The organism is Aerococcus mictus (genome assembly GCF_003286595.3).
GTDB lineage: Bacteria > Bacillota > Bacilli > Lactobacillales > Aerococcaceae > Aerococcus > Aerococcus mictus.
The window spans coordinates 1,426,416-1,449,384 of sequence record NZ_CP132985.1 but is presented as its reverse complement, the minus strand read 5'-3'; the positions used below and the strand labels follow the sequence as shown (position 1 = coordinate 1,449,384).

Below are 22,969 nucleotides of genomic sequence, written 5' to 3'. Positions count from 1 at the left end.
CAAGCTAGTCACAAAACAGGAACTTTGTGCTTTGTAGCCATGCTTTCATAAGTAATGGATTATGAAAGCAATGAAAAAATTATTAGGAGTCTAGTTTACTGATTTTTGGTCTGCTTGTCAACGATTTTATCGATCACTGACCCATGTAGATTGCGATATGCCCCCAGTTAATTGCCTGCTAATAAGGACTAAATGAGATTAAGGCAGTCCTTTAGTTAGGGAGTGTATTTAATGAAAATTTAAAAAATATATGTTAGAGTAGTATTGACGTACGTTTGTTCGATTGTAATTGAGAGATTAATCAGTAGCTTGGGCATTGCTAATGCCTTACTGGTTAGTCCCTGTTTCTTTCAGATAGGGGGATATTAATGTCAACAATTGAATTGAAAAATGTGAGTAAACGTTATCCGGGCAATAAAAATTACTCCGTCAAAAACTTTAATTTAGATGTTGGTGACGGTGAATTTATTGTCTTTGTCGGCCCATCTGGCTGTGGTAAGTCAACCACCTTGCGGATGATTGCCGGCTTGGAAGAAATTAGCCAAGGTGACTTATTAATTGATGGTGAAGTGGTGAATAATAAAGATGCCAAAGACCGTAATATTGCCATGGTCTTTCAAAATTATGCACTCTTCCCACACTTATCGGTTGCCGATAATATTGGCTTTGGCTTAAAGATTAGAAAGGTCGACAAGAGTACACGTGAAAAAGCGGTCAAAGAGGCTGCTGAATTGGTGGGCTTAAGCGACTATTTAGATAAAAAACCAGCGGCCTTATCAGGCGGTCAGATGCAACGGGTTGCCCTTGCCAGAGCCATCGTTAAGTCAGCTGGTATTTTATTGATGGATGAACCTTTGAGTAACTTGGACGCTAAACTTCGGGTGCAAATGCGGAGTGAGATTGTTAATTTACAAAAACACCTTCATGCTACCACAGTTTACGTGACCCACGACCAAGCCGAAGCCATGACCATGGCTGACCGGATTGTTGTAATGAGCCAAGGAGAAATCCAACAAATCGGAGTTCCCTGGGAGGTTTATAACAACCCTAAGAATCTTTTTGTGGCAACCTTCCTGGGAACACCACCAATGAATACCATCCAAGCCCATGTCAAAGAGGGCAAGATTTTATCCAAAACCGACCGGGTCTTAGTCGACCACTTACCAGGTGATTTCGCTGAAGGCCAAGATATTGTGGTCGGTTTTAGGCCAGAAAAAGCCAAAGTGACGGATAATGTTGACCAAGCTCACTTTACTGGGACTATCCAGATGGTTGAACTCTTAGGTGCTGACTATGATCTCCATGTGAAATTAGAAGTCTCCCAAGTGATCATTAAAGAGGCGACTGACAAGCGCTTTGAAGCCGGTCAGGAAATTGCCTTTAATCTAGATAGTAAGGATCTCTACTACTTCGACAAGGAAAGTGGGGAAAGACTGGTGACTGAAAATGATTAAAGACATGAATAAAAAGCAGTGGCTCATTTATATCTTAGTCCCACTCCTGCCTTTATTAATTTTCTGGTTCCTGCCAATGTTCATTTCCCTTTTTATTTCTTTTACCAATTGGGACTACATTTCACCAACTTATGACGTTGTCGGGTTAGAAAACTACACCGACCTGATTACTTCTGAAGAATTTGCTTCGTCCTTGTGGAATACGGTGGTATTTTCATTAGGGACAGTGATACCGACCTTAGTTATCGGCTTTTTATTAGCTCTCTTATTAATTCGGCAAAAATTCATGCATAATTTCATCCAGGCCTGCCTCTTTGCACCTTGGGTAACCCCCATGGTTGCGGTCTCCATTGTTTGGTCCTGGATGTACCAACCGGAAGGACTCATCAATAATCTCTTAGCCCATATTGGGGTTGCGGGGCCGGACTGGTTGTCTTCTTCCACCTTTGCCATGGTGGCAGTCATCGTCGTGACCGTTTGGAAGAATGCGGGCTGGGCCATGTTATTTTATTCCACCGCCATGTCCAGTATTTCACCATCCTATGATGAAGTCTGTGATATTGCCGGGGCTAGTTACTGGCAACGGATCCGGACGATTTACTTCCCCATGACCCTACCCACGACTCTCTTTCTATCGGTGATTACCTTAATTTCTTCTATCCAAGCTTATGACCAAATTAACGTCCTAACCCAAGGTGGGCCTGCTGGGGCGACACGAACCTTACTCTATATGTTCTATCAACTCGCCTTTGAAGAGTTTAACATGGGTAAGGCAACGGCCTTGTCAGTGATTATGTTAGTTATTACTGGTCTCTTAGCCTTTGCGATCTTTAGCTTACAAGGGCATTATCGTAAGGAGGGTGTAGCATGAGAAATAAAAAATGGGACAGTAAGGGAATTATTCGTTCAATCTTACTCTTATTCCTCAGCTTTTTAATGGTTTATCCTTTATTATGGATGGCGTCAAATGCCTTTAAAGATGCGGCAACTATCCTATCTAATCCCGCGTCCTTAGCCCCTGATTTTCTTTCCTTTAAGAACTTTGCGGGCGTCTTTGAATTAGGGCCCTTTGATCTTTATATCTTTAACAGTATTTTTACCGCCTTAGTCATTGTTATTGTACAGTTAATTCTCAGTGCTTTAATGGCTTATGGTTTGGTATTCTTCCACTTTAAAGGGAAGAAATTCCTCTATACCTCGATCTTATTAACCTATATGTTACCGGTGGCTACTACCTATGTGCCATCCTTTGTGATTCTAGCGCAGATGGGTCTCTTAGATACCTTAACCGGTCTGATTGTATCCAATATTGCTAGTGTCTTCTCAATTTTTTATTTGGTACAGACCTTCCGTTCCGTGCCGATTGAATTAGTTGAAGCTGGCCAAGTAGAGGGGGCTAATTCTTGGCAAATCTTATGGCGGATTATCGTTCCTTATTCACGCTCGGCGATTTTAACCACCGCCTTGATCAACTTTGTGACCCACTACAATAACTACATGTGGCCATCCCTAATCATTTCTAGTGAGGCCAAGATGCTGGTATCCAATGGTTTGAACCAGCTCTTTACCACTCAGGGGAACTTTATTGATAACCTCCCACGGTTGATGGCAGCCAATACCTTGGTTGTGGTTCCCTTACTGATCCTCTTTGTTCTCCTACAAAAATGGTTTGTACAAGGGATTTCTGGCTCAGGGACGAAAGGATGATCAAGATGAAGAAATTTGTAAAGATTTTACTGACCCTGTTTACCGCCTTGCTGTTTCTGGGAGGGTGTTCTCAGCAAGCTCAGGAAGCCTTAGCTGAATATGACCGCAAGCATAGTGACCAAGCAAGCGGTGACCGGGTGGAAATAGAATTTTGGTATGGTTTGGGTTCCATTGCCGGACAAACCATGGAGGAAATTATTGAGGACTTCAATAATAGTCAAGACCAAGTCCGTGTGATCGGTGTCGCTCAGGCTAATTATGATGAAACCTATCAGAAACTCCAAGCGGCCATTGCAGCTGACATCGCTCCGGCTGTGGTCTTATCGGATGACATTGTCGAACAATCGGACTCGCAAATTCTTAAACCCCTCAACGATTTCATGGATTCTAGCATGGACCCCGATGACTTCCTGCCTGTCTTTATGGACTTAGCCATTTCTGATGGTCAAGTCTACGGTTTTCCCGCCTTTGGGACTACCCAGGTCATGTATTATCGTAAGGATATCTTAGATGAAGCGGGCGTTGATCCAGATGACATGTATGCTTCCTGGGAAAAGGTGATGGCTTATTCTAAGCAACTCCAAGAAGACGGCTATGTTGAAAATGGTCACCAGTTAATGTGGGGGACCGATAATTTGATTGATATCGCCTATAGTTCTGGGGGGCAAATTATTTCTGATGATGGTACTCAGGTTCTTATTGACCAAGCGCCCTGGGTTGATTCCTGGAACTTCATCCGGGAAAATATCCATGACGGTACCAGTCCCATTGAATCTGGGGGACAAGGTTGGGAATATTGGTACCGGACCATTGACAATGTCATGACCGGTAAATCGATAGGCTATACCGGGTCCTCTGGGGATAAGGCGGACCTTGATTTTGATATTATTGGGTCAGCTGAACAACCGGGCTGCAATGGTCATGAGCCCCGTCCCATGTCAGAAGGCTTGTACCTAGCAATTCCTGACCAAGCTTCCGACCAAGAAGCCAGGGCAGCTTTTGAATGGATCAAGTACTTTACTAGCCCCCAAGTTCAGGCTGACTGGACCAAGGCGGTAGGCTATGTACCAGTTCGTATTGATGACACCATGAATAAGGTACCGGGCTTTAGTGAATTCCTAGCCGAAAATCCGGCTTATAAGACACCGATGGACCAATCCACCCATGCTTCTTACAGCTTTACGGATCCTACCGGTGGTAAAATTTATCAAGCCCTTTCTGATGCTCGGGATAAGGTCGAATTGCAAAATATCCCAGCGGAAGAAGCCTTAGCCGAAGCCCAAGAAACTGCTCAAAAAGCCCTCGACCAAGTCAATGCCCGAGAGGATTAATAGAGTGTGACAGTCACTTCAAAGGACGAAATCGCTGGAGAAAACTGGGATAAGCTCAGTGAAGCTGAGCGTTATCAGTTTTTGAAGCGGACGTTCGTCCTGTGACGGAGCACATTTTGATTAGATAGTTCGTATTTTGAAAAGAGACTGGGACTTTTGTTCCAGTCTCTTTTTTAATGACTAAATTTAACAGGGCGCATTAAATTGGCTCTTTCTGAGTCCGCTAGTCTGCTAAGCTGTGAGTGATTTGTTAGAATAGAAAGCGAAACAGGAAAAAGGAGATGGGTAGAGTGACAGTAAGTATTTTTTGTGGGCATCCTGACTTGGAAAATTCTAGTAGCCATCAATTTCTAAGGGCAGCTTGCCCCAAAGAAACTAATTTTATCCCTGTTCCGACAAGCTATGATGAGGATTTTATTCAAGAATCCCAAGAAGTCTTGTTGAAGAATGAGCGGATTTATTTACAGTTTCCCCTTTATTGGTACCAAGCACCTGGACACTTAGTGCAGTGGTTACAGGACCTGTTAAGTGATGACTTTCTGGACCAGAACGATAGGCAACTTGCTGGTAAATCACTGGGCTTGATAGTGACGGTGGGGAGTCCCTTGTCTTATTACCAGGCTGGTGGGAAGAATAATGTCAGCTTATCGACTCTCTTTAGCCCTTATCAAACCCTGTGTCAGACCCTAAAGTGGGAATTTCTTCCTGCCTTTATACTCAGCCAATACCACTATCTCAGTGAAGCTGACCAAAGGGAATACTATGTCGCCTTTCAATACTATCTCTTGAATCCTAAGCGGGGCGGCTTTAGTCAAAGGAGCCGTTGGTTAATCGATCATTTAAGAGATCAGCAGGGAGACTTTTCTTCTGAACTTAGCAGCAAAGTTGACTTATTGATCGATGCTTGGGAGGGGCGACTGGATGAATTAGACATGCTGGAAGCCACCTTGCCAAAAACGACACGACACTAGGAGGTTATTATGATTGAAAATGATCCGTTAGGCCCCTGGGCCAAAGAAGTTCTCGAGAAGGCCGAAAAGGAAAGTCAGGACTACGGTCAACGTGCCTATCTCGCAGCCTGCCAAGCGGCTATTGAGGCCTTGGACTTGCGTTACCAGCAAGCAAGTGGGCAATTAGACGGCCTATCTTGGGATAAGGAAAATTGGTAAAAACTTGTGAGCTTAAAAAATAAGATAAAGAACAAGCTAAAAAGCAGCGATTGGTTCGCTGCTTTTTGTCTTACCGATAGTAATCTTCTCTCAAGAGACCGTAGTAGGCGGCATCACAGAGGCCTTGGTTGTTACGGTCAGCTTGGCGGAGAGTGCCTTCATAAACTAAGCCGCAATGCTCCATGACCTTGCCAGAAGCTGGGTTCTTAGGGTCGTGCATGGATTCAATCCGGTTGACTCCGACTTCATCAAAGAAGAAAGGAATAATACGCTCAAAGGCTTCGGTGGTTATCCCCAAGCCCCACCATTTTCGGCCAATAGCATAGCCAATGTGGACGGCAGAAATTTTTTCTTTGACGTCAACGGCGGAAATACTACCGATGACTTCATTGCTTGCCTTTAAAACAATGGCCCATTGGTAGAAGCCCGGCTGATTATAGTTAGCCACCCATTGGGAAATCACTTCCTTGGTGACAGCAGGAGACTGGTGCCTAGGCCAGGTTAAGTACTTGGTGACTTCTGGGTCACTGGTCCAGTGCTGGTAGGCCTGGTCGACATCAGTCATTACAAAGGGGCGTAAAATGAGACGCTGACTTTCCAGTTCTTGGCTACCTAAATGATTCATAATAATTTACCTCCCCAAAAAGTTAATTAATTATATATCATTCCCCTTTAGAAAACTAGCCATCTTGGCATTGGCTGTTCAGACAGAAGCTAGGGAAATAACTCAGCCTTGACGATGGCTAGTGCCTCCTGGAGTTTACTGAGGTCAACGGCGGCATCATTCAAGAGAAAGAGCTGGCGACTTTCCGCTACTGGCTCCATATCATAGTCGGAGACACTCTTAATTCCGATACCCTGCTTAAGCAAACGGGCTTTTACTTCTGCATCGGACAAAGAAGTCTGTAATTTTAAGACCAGGTGGAGACCAGTTTCGCCCTCGATGATTTGACATTGGTCAGTGGAAAACTGGTCTTTAATCAACTGGGTGACTTTTTCTCTTTTCTTACTATAGTGGCGGCGCATGCGGTTAATGTGCTTTTCGAAATAGCCTTCATGAATAAATTGGGCTAAACTGTACTGCTCAAAGGTTGACACGGTGCAGGAATAAAAGGAGAGGTCTCGATAGAATTGGTTGGCCAGTTGGGCAGGGAGCACCATATAGGAAATGCGAATGGTGGGAGCTAGGGACTTGGAGAAGGTGTTAAGATAGATCACTTTGGCACTGGCATCAATGCTTTGTAGGGTAGGAAGGGGCTTACCGTGGAAGCGAAATTCACTATCATAATCATCCTCAATAAGGTAACGGTCACTGCCTTCATTAGCCCAGGCCAGCAATTGGTAGCGGCGACTAACCGACATAGTGGTCCCAGTAGGAAAGTGGTGGGTCGGATTAAGGTGGGCAATTTGCGCTTTTTGTTTCTCGAGTGCTTCAACCCGCAATCCCTGGTCATCGATCCCAGCTAAACGACAGTCAACGCCTTGCTTGGTGTAAATTTGCCGTAATTTGGGGTAGCCCGGATTTTCAATGCAATAGATCTTATCCCGTCCTAGGAGCTGGATCAGCAAACCGTAAAGGTATTCCGTTCCCGCTCCCACAATAATCTGCTTGGGGTCAACAGCCATCCCGCGAAAAGAAGCTAAATGACTAGCAATCGCCTCTCTTAAGGCAGCCACACCACCACCCAGGGGCGGTTTGAGCAGGTCAGCTTGGTAGTTAGCGATGGTGTCATGCATCATCCGGTTCATAATCGAAAAGGGAAAACTATCTAACTGACTTTGCTTTTCGGAAAAGTTGAAAGTAAAGTGTTCTTCTTCAGGTAGGCGGATATGGTGGTCAACTTTTTCGCGCTCTTTGAGACTGGGAAGGCCTTGCCAATCATTGACATAATAACCGCGCTTTTCCTGGCTATAGACCAGGCCTTCGATAATCAACTGGTCATAAGCATTTTCAACCGTAATGGTACTAACGCCTAAATTTCTGGCTAGACTGCGTTTAGAAGGTAATTTTTCTTCATTAACTAGTTTACCGGCAATGATATCGCTTTTAATGGCTTGGTATAGTTGCTGATAGAGGGGACTTGGGCCTTTTTTTAGATGGTAGGTTAACATCTTCATTTACTCCTTACTGGCTTCTTTTTTATTGTGATTTTGACTATTTGTCTAAGACCACTTTTGAATTATGATATAGCTTAACAAGCGACAAGCAACAAATCAAGGAGGTCATTAGATGACAAAGACACAATATGAACTAAACCAAGCCCTGGCCCAGATGCTAAAGGGTGGGGTAATTATGGATGTTACCACACCAGAACAAGCACGCATTGCCGAAGCTGCCGGAGCTGCAGCAGTCATGGCCTTAGAACGGATCCCCGCTGACATCCGGGCGGCCGGTGGCGTTTCGCGGATGAGTGATCCTAAGATGATCAAGGGTATCCAAGAGGCGGTATCGATTCCGGTTATGGCCAAGGTACGGATTGGTCACTTTGTTGAAGCCCAAATTCTAGAAGCCATTGAGATTGACTATATTGATGAATCGGAAGTTCTCTCGCCGGCTGATGATGTTTACCATATTGATAAGACCGCCTTCAAGGTGCCTTTTGTTTGTGGGGCCCGTGACCTAGGAGAAGCCCTACGTCGGATTGAAGAAGGAGCCTCCATGATTCGAACCAAGGGGGAACCAGGAACAGGCGACGTGGTCCAAGCGGTCCGTCACCTAAGAAAGATCAATGCCCAAATCCGCCAAGTAGCTTCCTTATCGCCAGACGAGCTTTATGAAGCCGCCAAACAACTGAAAGTCCCCTATCACTTAGTTCAATATGTTCACGAACATGGCAAACTGCCTGTAGTTAACTTCTCTGCCGGTGGGGTGGCAACACCAGCCGATGCTGCCTTAATGATGCAATTAGGGGCGGAAGGAGTCTTTGTTGGTTCAGGGATCTTCAAGTCAGGCGACCCAGCTAAGCGGGCTTCTGCTATCGTTCAAGCCGTGACCAACTACCAAGATGCCCAATTAATTGCCCACTTATCTGAAGACTTGGGAGAAGCCATGGTGGGGATCAATCCAAGTGAAATTCAAATCATTATGGAAGAGCGAGGCCAGTAAGATGACCATCGCTGTACTCGCCCTCCAAGGGGCCTTCATTGAGCATGAGAATATCCTCCGCCAGCTGGGAGCCCAAGTAAAAGAAATTCGTCAACTCAAAGACCTGGATGACATTGATGGCCTGGTCTTACCTGGAGGAGAAAGTACGGTCCAGGGGCAATTGCTGGAAAAATTAGGTCTATTAGAACCCGTGCGTCAGTTGATCCAAGATGGCCTACCAACCCTCGCCACCTGTGCTGGCTTAATTCTCTTGGCCGACCACATAGCTAATGATCCCAACCGTTACCTAGGGACCTTATCCGTGACGGTGAAGCGGAATGCCTACGGTCGTCAACTGGGTAGTTTTGCTACTCAAACTCAAGTGGGTCCCCTTAGTGATTACCCAGCAGTCTTTATCCGAGCACCCTATGTTGCTGGCTATGGTCCAGAAGTTGAAGTCCTCTCACAAGTGGATGGTAAGGTAGTGGGTGTTGAATATGAAAATCAAATTGGCCTAGCCTTCCACCCCGAACTGACCCAGGATTACCGGATTCATCAGTACTTTCTTCAAAAAGTGGAAGCCTTTAAGCAGGCAGGCATAAAATAAGTAAAAAAAATCAGTGCTCAAAGTGGCACTGATTTTTTTGTTGATTAGCGATTTAATCGAAGAACTAAGACTTAGCCATTTTCATTTTTTCGGCCTTTTCTTTGGCCGCTTTTTTCTTTAAACGTCGGCGAGCCCGTTCTTGGCGTTGGCGACGGATTTGTTGTTCAGCTAGGTTAACAAACATAAAACCAAAAACGATGGCTCCGGATACCTTGAAAACGTCCATCAGGTAGGAGACACTTAACTGATAATTGCCTTGCACCGCATAACGGATAAAGAGATAGGCCGCATTACCAGGGACCAAGGGCAGGATGGCGGGGGTATTCAAAATAATCACCGGTAAACGCAGCTTGCGTGACAGATAGATGTAGATAATCCCGATAACAAGTGCTGCCATGAAGTTAGCGATAATTAAGTCGCCAAACCAAGACATAAAGAAGTAGTAGGTCATCCACCCACTGGCTCCCGTTAAGCCACAATAAATCAAAGCCCGCTTAGGCACGTTAATAATGGTGGAAAAGGCGACCGTCCCAAAAAAGGATAGGGCAAACTGTTCAATAATGGTAAACATGGCTGAACTCCTTTCTAACCTAACCATTGCAGGGTGAGAGCAATACCGACACCGAGCACGATGGCAATTAAGATGGCGTTAACCGCTTGGACCATACCTGAAATTAACTGCCGGGCAAAAAGATCACGTAGGGCACCGGTAATGGCTAGCCCAGGAAGGAGGGGCATGATACAGCCTGTGATCAAGGAGTCCAAGTTATTGACCAGACCTAGGCGGTTTAGGGATAGGGCTAAAAAGCCGATGACGGTAGTCGCAAAAAAGTCACTGAGGAAAGTAATTTCAAATTCTACCTTGCAGTATTCAGAAATAGCAAAACCAATGATGGCAATAGCAAAGGCAAAACCAATATCCCAGTAGTTGGTCGAATCAATCATTAGCATAAAAGCGGCACTGGCGGCGCCTGCAGCTAATAATTGCACACTAAAGAGGAAGGTTTTTTCTTGCTTATCAACGGCCTGGAGCGCCTGATAGAGTTCTTCCAGGTTGAGTTTTCCTTCGGCGTAAGAGCGGGAAAGTTGGTTGGTGTCATCAATTTTAGCTAAGTCGGTGGAGGTCTTTTTGACTAAGACCATTTGCATGTCTGAGTGCTTATTTAAGCTCATAAAGACGGCCGTGTTGGTGACATAGGAGGCGGTGTCAAAACGGTGGCTGTTTTGGGCGATCCGCTGCATAGTGTCTTCAACTCGGTAGGATTCGGAACCTGATTCCATCATGATCTTACCGGCCAGTAAACAAGTGGATAAAAGTAAGTGGTTTTGTTCTTCGCTGATGGCTGCCATAGTAATCTCCTTCCTGGATAATTTGTGCCAGTCATTTACTCTCATTCTAGCATAGAAAGACTTTTGCCGGTCCTATTTAAACAATCGCACCCATAAAAAAAGTGACCCACTGATTAGTGAGTCACTCTTAATCATTTATTTTAACGCTTTTAATCTTAGTTAAATTGGCCTTCGATAATACCGCGTTCTTGTTCGAGCCGGGCTTGGTAGAAGACTGCAGCGGCTACTTTTGAACGCAGACCATAGTAAACTGAAACGAACACGATGAAGAGGGAGACAGCAAAGAAGAGAACTAACCCTAAGAAATTGAGTCCTGAACCATAGCTTGTGTCGACAGAGACAATAATCCCAAAACTCACAACGAGGGAGATGAAAATGAGCAGGTAGGCAATCCACTTATAGCTAAGCACCAAGCAGAAATATCTCCAGCGGTTGCCTCGCATTAAGCCCCAACTGGTCTTGATGACTTGGAAAGCACCCATCTCAGGCTCTTCTTTCAACAGGATAGGGGTCATGGCTAAGCTAATATTGACCCAATAAGCAATTAAGCCAATCAAAAGTCCCCCACCCACTAGGACAACAATGAGCCAGGCATCGTCAGAGCCAAAGACTAGAGAGGCAAAAACGAGGAGGGCAAAGGCTGTTAGAAGAGACATTAGCCAAATCACAATAATATTGACGATTTGCGCTAAGAGGCTAGTCCAAGCATTATGCCAGAAATTTTTCTTAAAGGGACGGAACACACTCAAAGCTTGGTAGGGCCTACGATTTTTAGCGGCGTCGACCAAGCCCCAGGTCATGCCATAGCTCAGCAGGGCGAAGACCAGGGTAGAAATCAAGGTGTTGATCAAATCAATGGAATTCTCGGAGAATTGAAAACGGGCAAAGGTAAAGTCAGTAATTGATGCAATGGCAGAACTAAGAATCACAATAATAGCAAAGTCAGCCAGTAAAAACTTGAGACTTTTTGGGGTAATTTCTTTTTCTGATTGACGGATCGCCCGATTAGGAAGCGCTAATTTATCCATAATAAACTCCTTTCTTGAGTTTAAGTGACTAATAATTTTCTTAAGTCTAGGATAACACAGCAGACTTTATTTAAAAATGGAAAAAATGAAGTTCCTCAAGTCATTAAATGGAGAATCGCTTGACTATTTTATACAAAGTGAACCATTAAAAAGGGCCGTGACTTCATGAGAGTCACGGCCCGATGTCAGTATTTTATCTTGTTAAAATCTTAGGCTTAAACGAATTTTGCGGCGAATTCAGCGAAGGCTTTACCAGCATTAGCTAAGAATTCTTGGGTATCTTCGGCAGTAATTTCACCGTTTTCCCCGATGAAGTTTGCGGAATTACCAATGTAGAGTTCAGGTTGTTGCATCACTGGCATATCTAAGAAGACTAAGGATTGGCGGAGGGTGTGGTTAGCAATGGCCCCACCAATGCCTGCTGGTGATTGAGAAGCAACAAGTGCTGGTTTACCTTCCCAAACGCTGGAACCGTATGGACGAGAACCTAAGTCAATGGCGTTCTTCAAGCTCGCTGGAACGCTACGGTTGTGTTCTGGGGTGACGAAGATGATAGCATCTTGAGCTTTTACTTCTTCACGGAAACGCGTATATTCTTTAGGTTGTTCTGGCGCTTCGTCATAGTCTTGGCTATAGAGAGGAAGGTCAGCAGTTTCGATGAAGGTGACTTCTGCATCTTCAGGTAAACCTTTTACGATCCCTTTAGCAATCGCTTCTGAAAATGAGTTCTTACGGATTGAACCTAAAACAACACCATATTTAGTCATTATAATATCTCCTACTTTCATTTTTTATTTTTAATTTATAACTACACTACCTAGTTTAACCACTAAGAGAGCCCATGACAAATTTTATGCTCACAAAAAGTAAGTACTTTTAATAAGTGATTAAAAGACAGCTTCAGTAATCCACTTGACAAACAGAACATACGTTCGTAAAATGAAGAAAAGTTGTTCAAGCAATCACTGAATCAGTTAGAGGATAATAGTCATGAAACGTTACAATTATGATTTTGATTATAGTAGAGAACCCAAACACGATGTCCTATGCATCGACATGAAGTCTTTTTTCGCTAGTGTGGAATGCGTGGCTCGGCAACTAGACCCCTTGACAGCAGAATTAGTCGTCATGTCACGGGGAGAAGCCAATGGAGGACTGGTCCTGGCTGCTACGCCAAGAGTCAAAGCCAAGTATGGTTTGAAAACCGGGTCGCGGCTCTTTGAATTTCCCCGCCACCACAATATTCAAATTGTCCCTCCCAATATGAGCCAATATATTGAGATTAATCTCGATATTAATGAGATTTTTTTGAACTATGTTGCCCCAGAAGACCTCCATATCTATAGTATTGACGAGAGTTTCTTGGATGTTTCCTATAGTCACAAGCTATTTGGCAGTAATGAAGCTATCGCCCAAAAAATCCAAGCCGATGTCTATCAGGCCTTTGGAATTACCGCCACGGTAGGGATTGGTGATAACCCGCTCTTGGCTAAACTGTGTCTGGACAACTCGGCCAAGAAGACTCCGCCCTATATTGATTACTGGTCCTATGAATCGATCCCTGAAACGGTTTGGAAGATTGACCCGCTAAGGGATTTCTGGGGGATTGCCAAGGGCTTAGAGCGACGGCTCAACCAATTAGGGATCTATACTGTGGAAGATTTGGCCCATGCGGATGTCTACCTCCTGCAAAAGCGGCTAGGAATTATTGGTGTCGAACTCTTTGAACATGCTAACGGAATTGATCACAGTATTATCCGTGACAAATATGTGCCTTCCTCGCGGTCTTTTGGTAAGAGTCAAATTCTCCAGCGCGATTATACTGACCCAGGTCAAGTATCGATCATCATTCGCGAGATGGGCAATGATATCGCGGCCCGCTTACGCCAACACCATTTACTCGCCGGTCAAGTCTCTCTGTCAGTGGGGTATTCCCATGAGGTAGTGGACCGCGGCTTCCGCCATCAAGTCCCCATTGATCCCACCGACCGTCCTGAAGACCTCAATGCCGCTTGGGTGGAACTCTTCCGTTTATACTATGAGGATAAGCAGCCTATCCGCCAAATCGCCCTCAGTGCTAGTAAGTTTCAAGAAAAGGTGGGCATTCAACTTAGTCTCTTTGAAGACCCGGACCGCACCTTGCAGAAAGAACGTCTCTATGACACCATGCAAAAAATCCATGACCACTATGGTCCTAGCTCGCTCTTCTATGCCAATAGTTTGGTGGAAGGGGCGACTGGCTTAGAGCGCAATAAGTTGATTGGCGGCCACCAGGCTTAAGTTGCGATCGAAAAGTCAGCAGGATAGCTATGAATTTGGTGTAAGTCGCATTTTTGCTATAATGGGGTTAGAAAATGAGAGAGGAAGATTCTGATGAAAGATACAAAGACCCTGTCAAAAATAAGTAACAATTTGTCGACTTACTTCTTAAGTCTTTTCAGTGCCTTAGTAGTATTCTTACTAGGTGATGGGACTAGTGTATTAGCGGGAACCTATTACAGTCAAAGTCTGCCACAAACGGGGGCCCAAGTGACTCGAACAGCCCTAATTGTCGGAGTCGTCTTACTAATTGTGGGCGGATTTTTCTTCTTCCGTAACCGTAAAAACAAGAAGTAGAACCTATTCTAGTTTATCTATCTAAAAAAGCGAACGCTAGTGATGATAAACCGGTATCAGGCGAACACTTGCTAAGGAGCGATTCCTGGTGATAGACTAAGTGCATAGTTAATTATCCATAAAATCATCCGTCGATAAGGAGAGTAAGTGTTAGCCACTTTGAAGAGAGGTTCCGTTTGGTGAGAGGAACTAGGTGAAAGGCGCTGAAGATGGCCTTTGAGGATATCTTGTCAATAAGTAGACAAGGTCGGCTGGGCTCGGTCGATAGCAGGAGCGCTAGTCTAGACAGTTAGGGTCTCGGCTAGGTCGAGGGAGTTGCTACAATGATAGTCATTAACAGTAGGGCTCTGAACAAAAGGTGGTAACACGATACGTCGTCCTTTGCTATTCAAGCGAATAGTAGGGGACTTTTTTTATGGAAAATATTAGGAGGTCTTTATAATGAAGAAATGGCAAAAAGTATTGGTAACCAGTGCATTAAGTATTCTTGCTTTGGCAGGTTGTGGGTCTAATAGTGGTAGTGGCAGTGAAGGCAAGCAGGAAACTACAGTCAAACTGGGTGTAGTTGGAGATGATACTCGCGACTGGGATACCGTCCAAGAACGTCTCAAAGCTGAGGGGATTAACTTGGAATACGTCAAATTCTCTGACTATAACCAACCTAATAAGGCCTTGGAAGAGGGGGAAGTTGACCTCAATGCCTTCCAACATCAAGTCTTCTTAGATAAATTCAATGAACAATTCGGCACGGACTTAGTCTCCATTGGAAATACCGTAGTGGCACCACTAGGGATCTACTCCCATAAGATTAAGAACCTGTCAGAATTACAAGACGGGGCCACCGTGTCGATTCCTAACGACGTGACCAATGGTGGTCGGGCCATTATCCTCTTAGAGTCTGCTGGCCTCATTGAAGTGGATGACGCCGCTGGGATTACCCCAACAGTGGATGACATTACTTCAAATCCTAAAAAGCTAAAGATTGAAGAAATGGATGCTGCCCAAACCCCACGGACCTTAAATGATGTGGATATTGCTCTCATTAACAGTGGTTATGCTGTGGATGCCGGCTTAGCCCCCCAAGACGCTATTTTCAAAGAACCGGTCGATGAACGGTCTAAACCTTATGTGAATATTGTGGTCGCTCGTCAAGAAGATAAGGATAACCCAACCTATAAGAAGATTGTCGATACCTACCAAACCGACGAAACCGAGCAAGTCATTAAGGATAAATCCAACGGGGCCAATGTTGCTGCTTGGAAACTATTTGGCCGCAATTAGACTTTAACTACACCCTAGCAACAAACGAAACCATCACATGGAGAGGAAGTATGTCAAATGACCACTACCGATAAAAAAGCCCTACAAGAAACCATTAAGAACTATGTCAAAGATAATTTAGCCACTTACCAAGACAACGCCCTAAAAATCCACGCCAATCCGGAAACCAGTAACCATGAATACTTTGCCCAAGAGATCTTGACCAATCAACTGGAAAAAGAAGGCTTTACGGTGAAAAGGGATGTCGCTGGCCATCCCACTGGCTTCGATGCCCGTTATAAGAGTGAAAAGGAAGGGCCAACTCTGGTTTACTTGGCTGAATTCGACGCCTTACCCGACATTGGACATGGCTGTGGCCACAACCTCTTTGGTAATTATTCCAGCTTGGCCGCAGCGGCCTTGAAGCAGGTCGTTGACCAAGTCGGCGGTGAAATTCGGGTCTACGGGACGCCTGGTGAAGAAGGTGGGGAAAACGGTTCAGCCAAGGAAAGCTTTGTCCGCGAAGGCTTCTTGGATGATGTCGATGCGGCTCTCTGTGTGCATCCTGGTGGTGACACCAGTCCTAGTGGCCACTTATACGCTAATGATCCTGTCGATATTGAATTCTTTGGTAAGTCAGCGCATGCTACCGCTAACCCAGAAGATGGGATCTCAGCCTTGGAACCATTGATCCTTACCTTTAACGGGATCGATGCCTTACGCCTCCACCTCCACGATGACGTCAGCATCCACGGGGTGATCCTTGACGGCGGAAAGGCGGCTAATGTGATTCCGGATTATTGCCGAGGGCGTTTCTATATTCGTGCTTATAACCGCCATACCCTGGACAAGGTCAGAGAGAGAGTCCAAAAAATTGCTGAAGGGGCTGCCCATGCGACCGGGGCCCAACTGAAATTTGGGCTTTTCCAAAACAAGGTTGATGACATGATCATCACGCCTTCCTTTGATGAGATTTTTTTCAGTCATGCGGACGAAGTGGGCTTAGATTTGGATACGGTTAAGGAGCCAGATAGCCAAGCCCATGGCTCATCCGATGTAGGAAATATTTCTTATGTGGTACCTACTATCCAACCCTTCCTAGCCATTTCTGAAGAACCCGTACCCGGCCACTCAACAGAACTAGTGGCCGCGGCGAAGTCAGCCAAGGGGCTCGATTCCATTCGTATTGCTGCCACTTTACTGGCCTTAACCGGATTGGATTTAATCCTTGATCCCGATAAATTAGCCCAAATTAAAGCCGACCACCAAGCAGCCCTAGCCAAGGGTAACTAGGCAGGTCAGACTTTATAAATAGATTCAGTTAACACTAAATACAACAACCTCCTAAGCTCTTATCTTAGTTAATCGCTAAGTTAAGGGCTTTTTTTCTTGGAAAAAGGTAAAAATTTTTTCTTTAAAGTCGTAGTTAAACTCAGTTCTAAGAACCATTAATGACCATTTCAACCTGACCATAATTGGATAAATATAGAAATAAATACAATATTCTAAAATAATGTTCTTTTTGCTGAAAAACAATATACTAAAGCGTATAAAATCTTAAATTTGCTTTATTTTTAGGAAAAATATGAGATAATCCTAACTAAATAATGTACCTTGAGCCCTTATTGTCTCGGGTATTTTCTTATATTTTTAGTCTGATCTATGTCTTTTAATCGTTATTAAGAAGGAGTTGCATATGAAGAAATTTAGACATGGGGATTATCTAGAAACTGAACGTAAAACACGAGTGAAGATGTATAAAGCCGGGAAGTCCTGGGTGAAATCATGTCTTTCACAATTTGGTTTACTGCGTTTCTTTGGAAAATCACCCGTAATTGAGCATATTGAATCCTCCCAAGTTGAAGAAAATTCTTCAACTGATAAAAAGGAGTACCTATTTAAAGGATTGACTGCCTTAGGTGCCTTAGCCGGTGGTGCAGCCTTAACCACACCACAAGTGAGTGCGGATGAACTACCTAAGGAAAAAGTCCTAGAAAAAGAAACCTTAGTTAATACCGATTCCGCCGCATTGAAAGCAGCCGAATCAACCACTGAAACGGTTCAAGCAAGTGAAGTTGCGGATGAAGCTTCAGCTAATATTGAAGCAAGTGAGTCAGCATCCATCAGCGCTAGTGAATCGGAATCACTTTCAATTAGTGAGTCTGAATCCCTCAGCGAATCCGAGTCTTTGTCAGCTTCAGAATCCGCCTCTGTCTCAAGTTATGAATCCGCTGCTATCAGTGCATCCGAATCAGCTGCCACCAGTGAAAGCGAATCGGAGTCTGAGACTAGCCAAGAATCTGAAAGCCTAGCGGATCGTAAAAGCAATGTCGCCGAAGAGGAATCTGCTTCACCTAGCCAAGAAGCTCCACTAGCAGCTAATGAAGCTGAACCAGCTCTTGAAAATGGTCAAGCGGTTCAAAATGATACTGGTGTGAGAAGTGCTGCTGGTCTTGAAAACAGTTATGAAGTGAATGGGGTAGAAATCCCTGAAGTCCCAGTTAACAATTTTGTGGTTAGAACCGCTAGTGATGCTGCTGAATTAGCTGGTGCAGGTAGCTTAAATCATGGGAAGAGTAAAGCGGAAGCAGACCGTCAAGCGAGTGACTTGCAAGCAGGTTTAGACCGCGCTACTTCTAAGGAAGACAATAAAGATCAAAATAATAGCTTAAGTAATGATGAAAAGTCTATATTATCTAAAGCTGGTTATAGTGAATCTGAAATTGCTGAAATCGCCCATACGGTAGCTAATACAGCCTATACTGAAAATTATCCACGATCACTGCACCTCCAATTCCTATCTGACTTGAAACAAAACCAAGAAGCATTGCGAGCAGTTCGTTCAGGATACGTTATCCAGCCTTATGCAGCCTATACAGGGAAGACGAACTTGGTTGATACAGGACAAGGCTTCTACAAGGACCAAACAGATGGTAAGTTCTACTATAAAGAGCCTAACTGGGAAGAACGCGATATGTCTAACCAGGGACTACAAAAGTGGGAGTTACGACCAGAAAACAGATTGGTTTCAACGAACAATATTTCAGAACCACAGACTATCGCTCAGTTGAACTACCAAGGTCACCATACCGATCATGAGGGAAATCTAATCTTGGACCTGACTTATTCATGGTACCAACGGGGAGACTCTGCTGTATGGAACAATGTGGTCCTTCACGTTACTCCAGAATTTAAAGAATCAATCGATTGGACTAGGTCATATTATCGTAACAGTAGTCAAAAACAACAATTTATTAACGGCAAAAATCTCAATGAAGTGATTATGGAGTTTTCTAAGATGACGCAGTCTGGTCTGGCAGGTAACATGCACCATACGCCAATCAAGCTTTTCTTAGGAAAACAAAACCTTCAAGATTTAGATAATATTGATACGACTATCCAGACCCGAATTATGGATAGCAGTTTAGAAAGAGTCTACGCTAAAAACTTCCAACAAACAGAAAATTCAAACCTAGTGATGGATGGTTATGGTGCCTATACATCAGCAACAACCATTCCTAAGTCTGATGCTGCTAATATGAAAGCAGGTTTAGTGCCAATGTTGGCTGATGATAATGGAGCTTTGGCACCAGTCGTTTATGGTTCACAAACAACAGTCACTTTCAACCATTTAGAAAACAAACTCTATATCGCATCCGGTTGGGATAAGGGAGATACTAATGGCGACTACCATGTAGGTGTTGACTCTATGGGTTACCGTCTAGCCTTTGATAAGGCCCTACTAGATGTCCTCAAACCAGATGCTAATGGTTATATTGGTTATGTGGAACCTTCTCGTACCATGAACGCTCTTGAAGCACGTAACCCAGTTGGCGGCAGTCCACGTACTGGCTTTACCCGGGAACAAGTTAATATTGATGAAGCTAATAATATGGCTTATGTTATCTTTGCTCCACAGTCCTTCCGCGTTAATGAACTGAATGACCAAGTCATCTGGACCAAGCAAGATACGCGTGGTTTCCTTGCAGATGAGTCTACAAAGCTCACTAACCAATCATTTACGGTTACAACTTTAAATATAGACTCAGAAGCGATGAAGTCGCTCTATCCAGCAGTTGAAGGCGGCACGCCACAGATGATGCCATTAGACGTCTACACCACCATGGTGATTGGTAATAGCCAAGGCGTAGAAGTCATTGAGAAGACATTAGAACAAGATGTGGTTATTCCGCCGAATGCCGAGATTAAAGTGCAATTCGATCGTGAGCCAGGTAGTGAGATACCAGGTATCCAAATCAAAAATAAAAAGATTGCTAATCGTTTAGCAATGAAAATTGGGACCTTGCCACTTCTGGGCGATAACGTAAAATATCTCAGCTATGGCTCACCTTATGAAGATACAATGTTTGATCGCCAGAATGCCACTTATACCTTGGATATGAGCAAGGCCATGCCTGGTGAAGGATTTACCCTCAAAAAAGGTGAGAAAATCACTCTTTATGGTGGTCGTGGTGGTAAGCTTGGAGCTGGGCAAATTACAGTGAACGGTCAAACCATTATGACATTCACTGCCCAAGAAGGAGAAATCTCTAAAGCACCACGTGTATGGACAGGGACTGAAACTTACGCTTCAACCCTAATTGAACGTACGCAATACATGCCGGCTTTGGAAGATGTTTTTGATACGGATACCATTATTAAGGGTTACACTAAAGTCCCAGGACAATCCGTTCGGGTAGAAGTGCATAATGAAAATAATGGCAAAAACGCAGCAATTACTGTGGCATCAGCAACTGCGGTTAATCCAGAATCATCTTATACTAATGACATTACTGGTAAAGTGTATAAGGATGTTTATGAATTTGCTGCGCCAGTACCGGGTGACGTAAAATTAGTTAAGGATGCGCCAATTTATGCTCAATCCTTCAATGCTAATAAGAGTGAAATTGAAAAACAAGCAACGGATACTATTGACGCTGCTCTAGGTTCTGAAAAAGTGATTGGTCGAGTGAAAGCTCGCGTAACTTTCGACTTTAACGATGTACCACAAGGTGCTGCTAGATCCTATGCAGCAGATGCCCCAACAACAGGCAATCCAACTTCAGTCGTTGCGCCTGATAATGATAAGTTTGCTACGGATCCAAATTACCAACCTAATGGATTAGGCGAAGAAAATATGCCGGCAGATCCAACGCGTGAAGGTTATGTCTTTGTGGGTTGGTCAACTGTTCCAAATGGATTAAACGAAAATAATGAGTTAATCAAGGAAACAGAATTTACTAGCACAACGCCAATCACAAGCTCTACTCGAGTTTATGCCCAATGGCGTAAAGAGAATATCAATGAAAAAGTTGATTTCCGCTATGATTTCCCTCGTGCTATTAAACCCGGTGAATCAACTACAAATACGCCAACATTCACAGAAGCTAAGACCACCGCTAATCCAAATCCAGCAACGACTTCAATGCCTGATGGTACTAAGTTTAGCTTCGTTGATGGAGGAACAACCTGGTCTGATCCTAGCACAGGGGATACCGCAACAATTGATGAGAATACAGGAGTAGTAACCTTTAATGCTAAAGGTGAAGTTCCTTTACCAGAAAACTTTGATCCATTTGAAGTAGATTTAAATAATTCTATTCAGCGTCATGTCGAAATTCCTGTTAAGGCAACTTATACAGATGGTACAGAAGATACTGCTAATGCAACTTTCGATGTGAGAAAACCTTTCTCAGAAATCTTCGTTCCTAAACCTGAACCAATTTATAAGAAATATGGCGAAGAAACACAAGAACAGGAAGTTTTAGATAAGCTTGACGACGCATATTGGGAGGCTGGTACCCCACTGTTCGATAAAAAGAACACAGTCGCTACAAAGGTTGAAATCGTAGATCCTAGTCAAATTCCTAACGGGAAGGCGCCGGGCGTTCATAATGTTACCGTAAGAGTCACCTTTAACGATGGTTCAAGTCGTGAAGATGATGTTAAGGTCATTGTTGGTAATCCAAATAAGGAAACTTATGAACCAACTTATCCAACTGGTCAGACTGAATCTGGTGAAAATCCAACACCGGTAACTGTGAAGCCAACTTTCTCAGGTGAAATTCCAAATGATCCAAACAATCCAACTGGTCCGAAGACCCATCAAGATAATGTGGCACCACCTACTGGCACTAACTTTACTTTTGATGATGGGACGACGACTTGGGAAGATCCAAATACTGGCGATATAGCAACAATTGATCCTAATACCGGTGAAGTTACCTTTACACCCGGTTCAGGACGTCCTGAAGATGGTACTGTAACTATTCCTGTTGTGGTCAATTATCCAGATGGTACTAAGGATAATACTAACGTAACTGTGAATGTGGCTAAGGATAATAACAGTATTTCGGCGAGTGAATCTGCATCAGAGTCAGCAGTTAAGTCTGAATCTGTAAGTGCTTCTCAAAGTGAATCAGCTATGGTTGAATCGCAATCTGAGAGTGCTTCGCAATCAGAGTCCAGTTCAGTGTCCGCTAGCCAATCTGAATCAGTTGTCCAATCCGAGTCCGCAAGTTTCAGTGCGTCAGCGTCCGAATCGTCAAGCTCAAGCGCGTCCGCTTCTGAATCCGCAAGCTCGAGCGCTTCGGCGTCCGAATCCGCAAGCTCAAGTGTGTCAGCATCCGAGTCTGCAAGTTCCAGCGCTTCAGCGTCTGAATCGGCAAGTTCGAGTGCCTCAGCGTCCGAATCATCAAGTTCAAGCGCGTCCGCTTCTGAATCGGCAAGCTCTAGCGCTTCTGCGTCAGAGTCTGCAAGCTCCAGCGCTTCGGCCTCCGAGTCAGCAAGTTCAAGTGCTTCGGCCTCCGAGTCAGCAAGTTCGAGTGCCTCAGCGTCCGAATCCGCAAGCTCAAGTGTGTCAGCCTCTGAGTCTGCAAGTTCAAGTGCCTCAGCGTCCGAATCCGCAAGTGCAGCAGGTCCAGTAGATACCAGTGAATCTGATTCTGCAAGTTCAGAATCTACTAGCGAAAGTGACCTAACTTCAGAATCAGAAGTCGATTTAGCGCCAGATTCTAATTCAGAGCACGGATCTGCAAGCATAAGCTCTTCAGAATCTTTTGATACTACTAAATCGTCAGCAGTATCAGGTTTGGAAAGCGTTGAAAATGTTGATCAAGATTCTCAAGTTGAAATTAAGCAATCAGGTTTCTTGCCTCAAACCGGAGCGAAAAATCAATCTGTTCTTGGAGCAGGATTAGCTGCAATTCTTGCAGGCCTAAGTGCTTTAGGTTTCAAGAGAAAGAAAGATAATGATGCATAAAATTGCTGATTTATCTTAAACAAAGCAAAAGAGGGTAAGAATTATAATCTTACCCTCTAGCTTTGTTTTTAGAATGTTAGGGAAACTTTCCTTAGCATTCT

19 protein-coding genes are annotated in these 22,969 nt (G+C 44.2%); 13 read left to right on the top strand and 6 right to left on the bottom strand.

The window, feature by feature from the left end; translation table 11 throughout:
- Nucleotides 1-368 precede the first annotated feature (368 nt).
- From DBT49_RS06670 to DBT49_RS06645, 6 genes are all read left to right on the top strand, one after another.
- Nucleotides 369-1,454: an ABC transporter ATP-binding protein gene (locus tag DBT49_RS06670; protein ID WP_070560556.1), complete on the top strand. Its 1,086-nt coding sequence runs from the start codon at nt 369-371 to the stop codon at nt 1,452-1,454.
- Entirely contained in the window at nt 1,447-2,325 is an 879-nt protein-coding gene (locus DBT49_RS06665; protein WP_070560558.1) for a carbohydrate ABC transporter permease, read from the top strand. Before DBT49_RS06670 ends, DBT49_RS06665 begins: the two co-directional genes overlap by 8 nt.
- Nucleotides 2,322-3,161: a carbohydrate ABC transporter permease gene (locus DBT49_RS06660; RefSeq protein WP_111846172.1), complete on the top strand. Its 840-nt coding sequence runs from the start codon at nt 2,322-2,324 to the stop codon at nt 3,159-3,161. Before DBT49_RS06665 ends, DBT49_RS06660 begins: the two co-directional genes overlap by 4 nt.
- A 5-nt stretch (nt 3,162-3,166) precedes the next feature.
- Entirely contained in the window at nt 3,167-4,492 is a 1,326-nt protein-coding gene (locus tag DBT49_RS06655) for an extracellular solute-binding protein (protein ID WP_224783861.1), read from the top strand.
- 290 nt (nt 4,493-4,782) lie between these two features.
- Nucleotides 4,783-5,463, top strand: coding sequence for an NAD(P)H-dependent oxidoreductase (locus DBT49_RS06650; protein ID WP_070560563.1), 681 nt, complete (start codon nt 4,783-4,785; stop codon nt 5,461-5,463).
- Between the two features lie 9 nt (nt 5,464-5,472).
- A complete protein-coding gene (locus DBT49_RS06645) occupies nt 5,473-5,661 on the top strand; it encodes a hypothetical protein (RefSeq protein WP_070560565.1) in 189 nt (62 codons plus the stop codon).
- A 70-nt stretch (nt 5,662-5,731) separates the two neighbouring features.
- On the opposite strand, the gene DBT49_RS06640 is transcribed toward DBT49_RS06645, so the two are convergent.
- A complete protein-coding gene (locus DBT49_RS06640; protein WP_070560566.1) occupies nt 5,732-6,286 on the bottom strand; it encodes a GNAT family N-acetyltransferase in 555 nt (184 codons plus the stop codon).
- Between the two features lie 89 nt (nt 6,287-6,375).
- The gene (gene pdxR, locus DBT49_RS06635; RefSeq protein WP_101560387.1) at nt 6,376-7,773 is read right to left on the bottom strand and encodes a MocR-like pyridoxine biosynthesis transcription factor PdxR; all 1,398 of its coding nucleotides are present in this window, start codon (nt 7,771-7,773) and stop codon (nt 6,376-6,378) included.
- A 118-nt stretch (nt 7,774-7,891) separates the two neighbouring features.
- On the opposite strand from pdxR, the gene pdxS reads away from it, so the two are divergent.
- Together pdxS and pdxT are read left to right on the top strand one after the other, a co-directional pair.
- A complete protein-coding gene (gene pdxS / locus DBT49_RS06630; protein ID WP_070560570.1) occupies nt 7,892-8,767 on the top strand; it encodes a pyridoxal 5'-phosphate synthase lyase subunit PdxS in 876 nt (291 codons plus the stop codon).
- Between the two features lies 1 nt (nt 8,768).
- On the top strand, nt 8,769-9,353 hold the full coding sequence (gene pdxT / locus DBT49_RS06625; RefSeq protein ID WP_070560571.1) for a pyridoxal 5'-phosphate synthase glutaminase subunit PdxT: 585 nt from the start codon (nt 8,769-8,771) through the stop codon (nt 9,351-9,353).
- A gap of 64 nt (nt 9,354-9,417) precedes the next feature.
- Here the strand turns inward: pdxT and DBT49_RS06620 are convergent, their stop codons facing one another.
- The 4 genes from DBT49_RS06620 to DBT49_RS06605 form a co-directional block, all read right to left on the bottom strand.
- A complete protein-coding gene (locus DBT49_RS06620) occupies nt 9,418-9,924 on the bottom strand; it encodes a threonine/serine exporter family protein (protein WP_070560573.1) in 507 nt (168 codons plus the stop codon).
- A 14-nt stretch (nt 9,925-9,938) separates the two neighbouring features.
- Nucleotides 9,939-10,703, bottom strand: a complete 765-nt coding sequence (locus tag DBT49_RS06615) for a threonine/serine exporter family protein (RefSeq protein ID WP_070560575.1) — start codon at nt 10,701-10,703, stop codon at nt 9,939-9,941.
- Nucleotides 10,704-10,858: 155 nt separating this feature from the next.
- Entirely contained in the window at nt 10,859-11,731 is an 873-nt protein-coding gene (locus DBT49_RS06610; protein WP_070560577.1) for a DUF975 family protein, read from the bottom strand.
- Nucleotides 11,732-11,946: 215 nt separating this feature from the next.
- A complete protein-coding gene (locus DBT49_RS06605; RefSeq protein ID WP_064292120.1) occupies nt 11,947-12,498 on the bottom strand; it encodes an NADPH-dependent FMN reductase in 552 nt (183 codons plus the stop codon).
- A 223-nt stretch (nt 12,499-12,721) separates the two neighbouring features.
- On the opposite strand from DBT49_RS06605, the gene DBT49_RS06600 reads away from it, so the two are divergent.
- The 5 genes from DBT49_RS06600 (at nt 12,722) to DBT49_RS06580 (ending at nt 22,868) form a co-directional block, all read left to right on the top strand.
- Nucleotides 12,722-14,011 carry a Y-family DNA polymerase gene (locus DBT49_RS06600; RefSeq protein ID WP_083300538.1) on the top strand — a complete coding sequence of 430 codons (1,290 nt, stop codon included), beginning with the start codon at nt 12,722-12,724 and terminating at the stop codon, nt 14,009-14,011.
- 93 nt (nt 14,012-14,104) lie between these two features.
- Nucleotides 14,105-14,347, top strand: coding sequence for an LPXTG cell wall anchor domain-containing protein (locus tag DBT49_RS06595; protein ID WP_070560579.1), 243 nt, complete (start codon nt 14,105-14,107; stop codon nt 14,345-14,347).
- 441 nt (nt 14,348-14,788) lie between these two features.
- Complete coding sequence (locus tag DBT49_RS06590) at nt 14,789-15,628, top strand: MetQ/NlpA family ABC transporter substrate-binding protein (protein ID WP_070560581.1); 840 nt, start codon at nt 14,789-14,791, stop codon at nt 15,626-15,628.
- Between the two features lie 57 nt (nt 15,629-15,685).
- Nucleotides 15,686-16,900 carry a M20 family metallopeptidase gene (locus tag DBT49_RS06585; RefSeq protein WP_070560582.1) on the top strand — a complete coding sequence of 405 codons (1,215 nt, stop codon included), beginning with the start codon at nt 15,686-15,688 and terminating at the stop codon, nt 16,898-16,900.
- Between the two features lie 403 nt (nt 16,901-17,303).
- Nucleotides 17,304-22,868: an accessory Sec-dependent serine-rich glycoprotein adhesin gene (locus DBT49_RS06580; protein ID WP_111872374.1), complete on the top strand. Its 5,565-nt coding sequence runs from the start codon at nt 17,304-17,306 to the stop codon at nt 22,866-22,868.
- Nucleotides 22,869-22,969 lie beyond the last annotated feature (101 nt).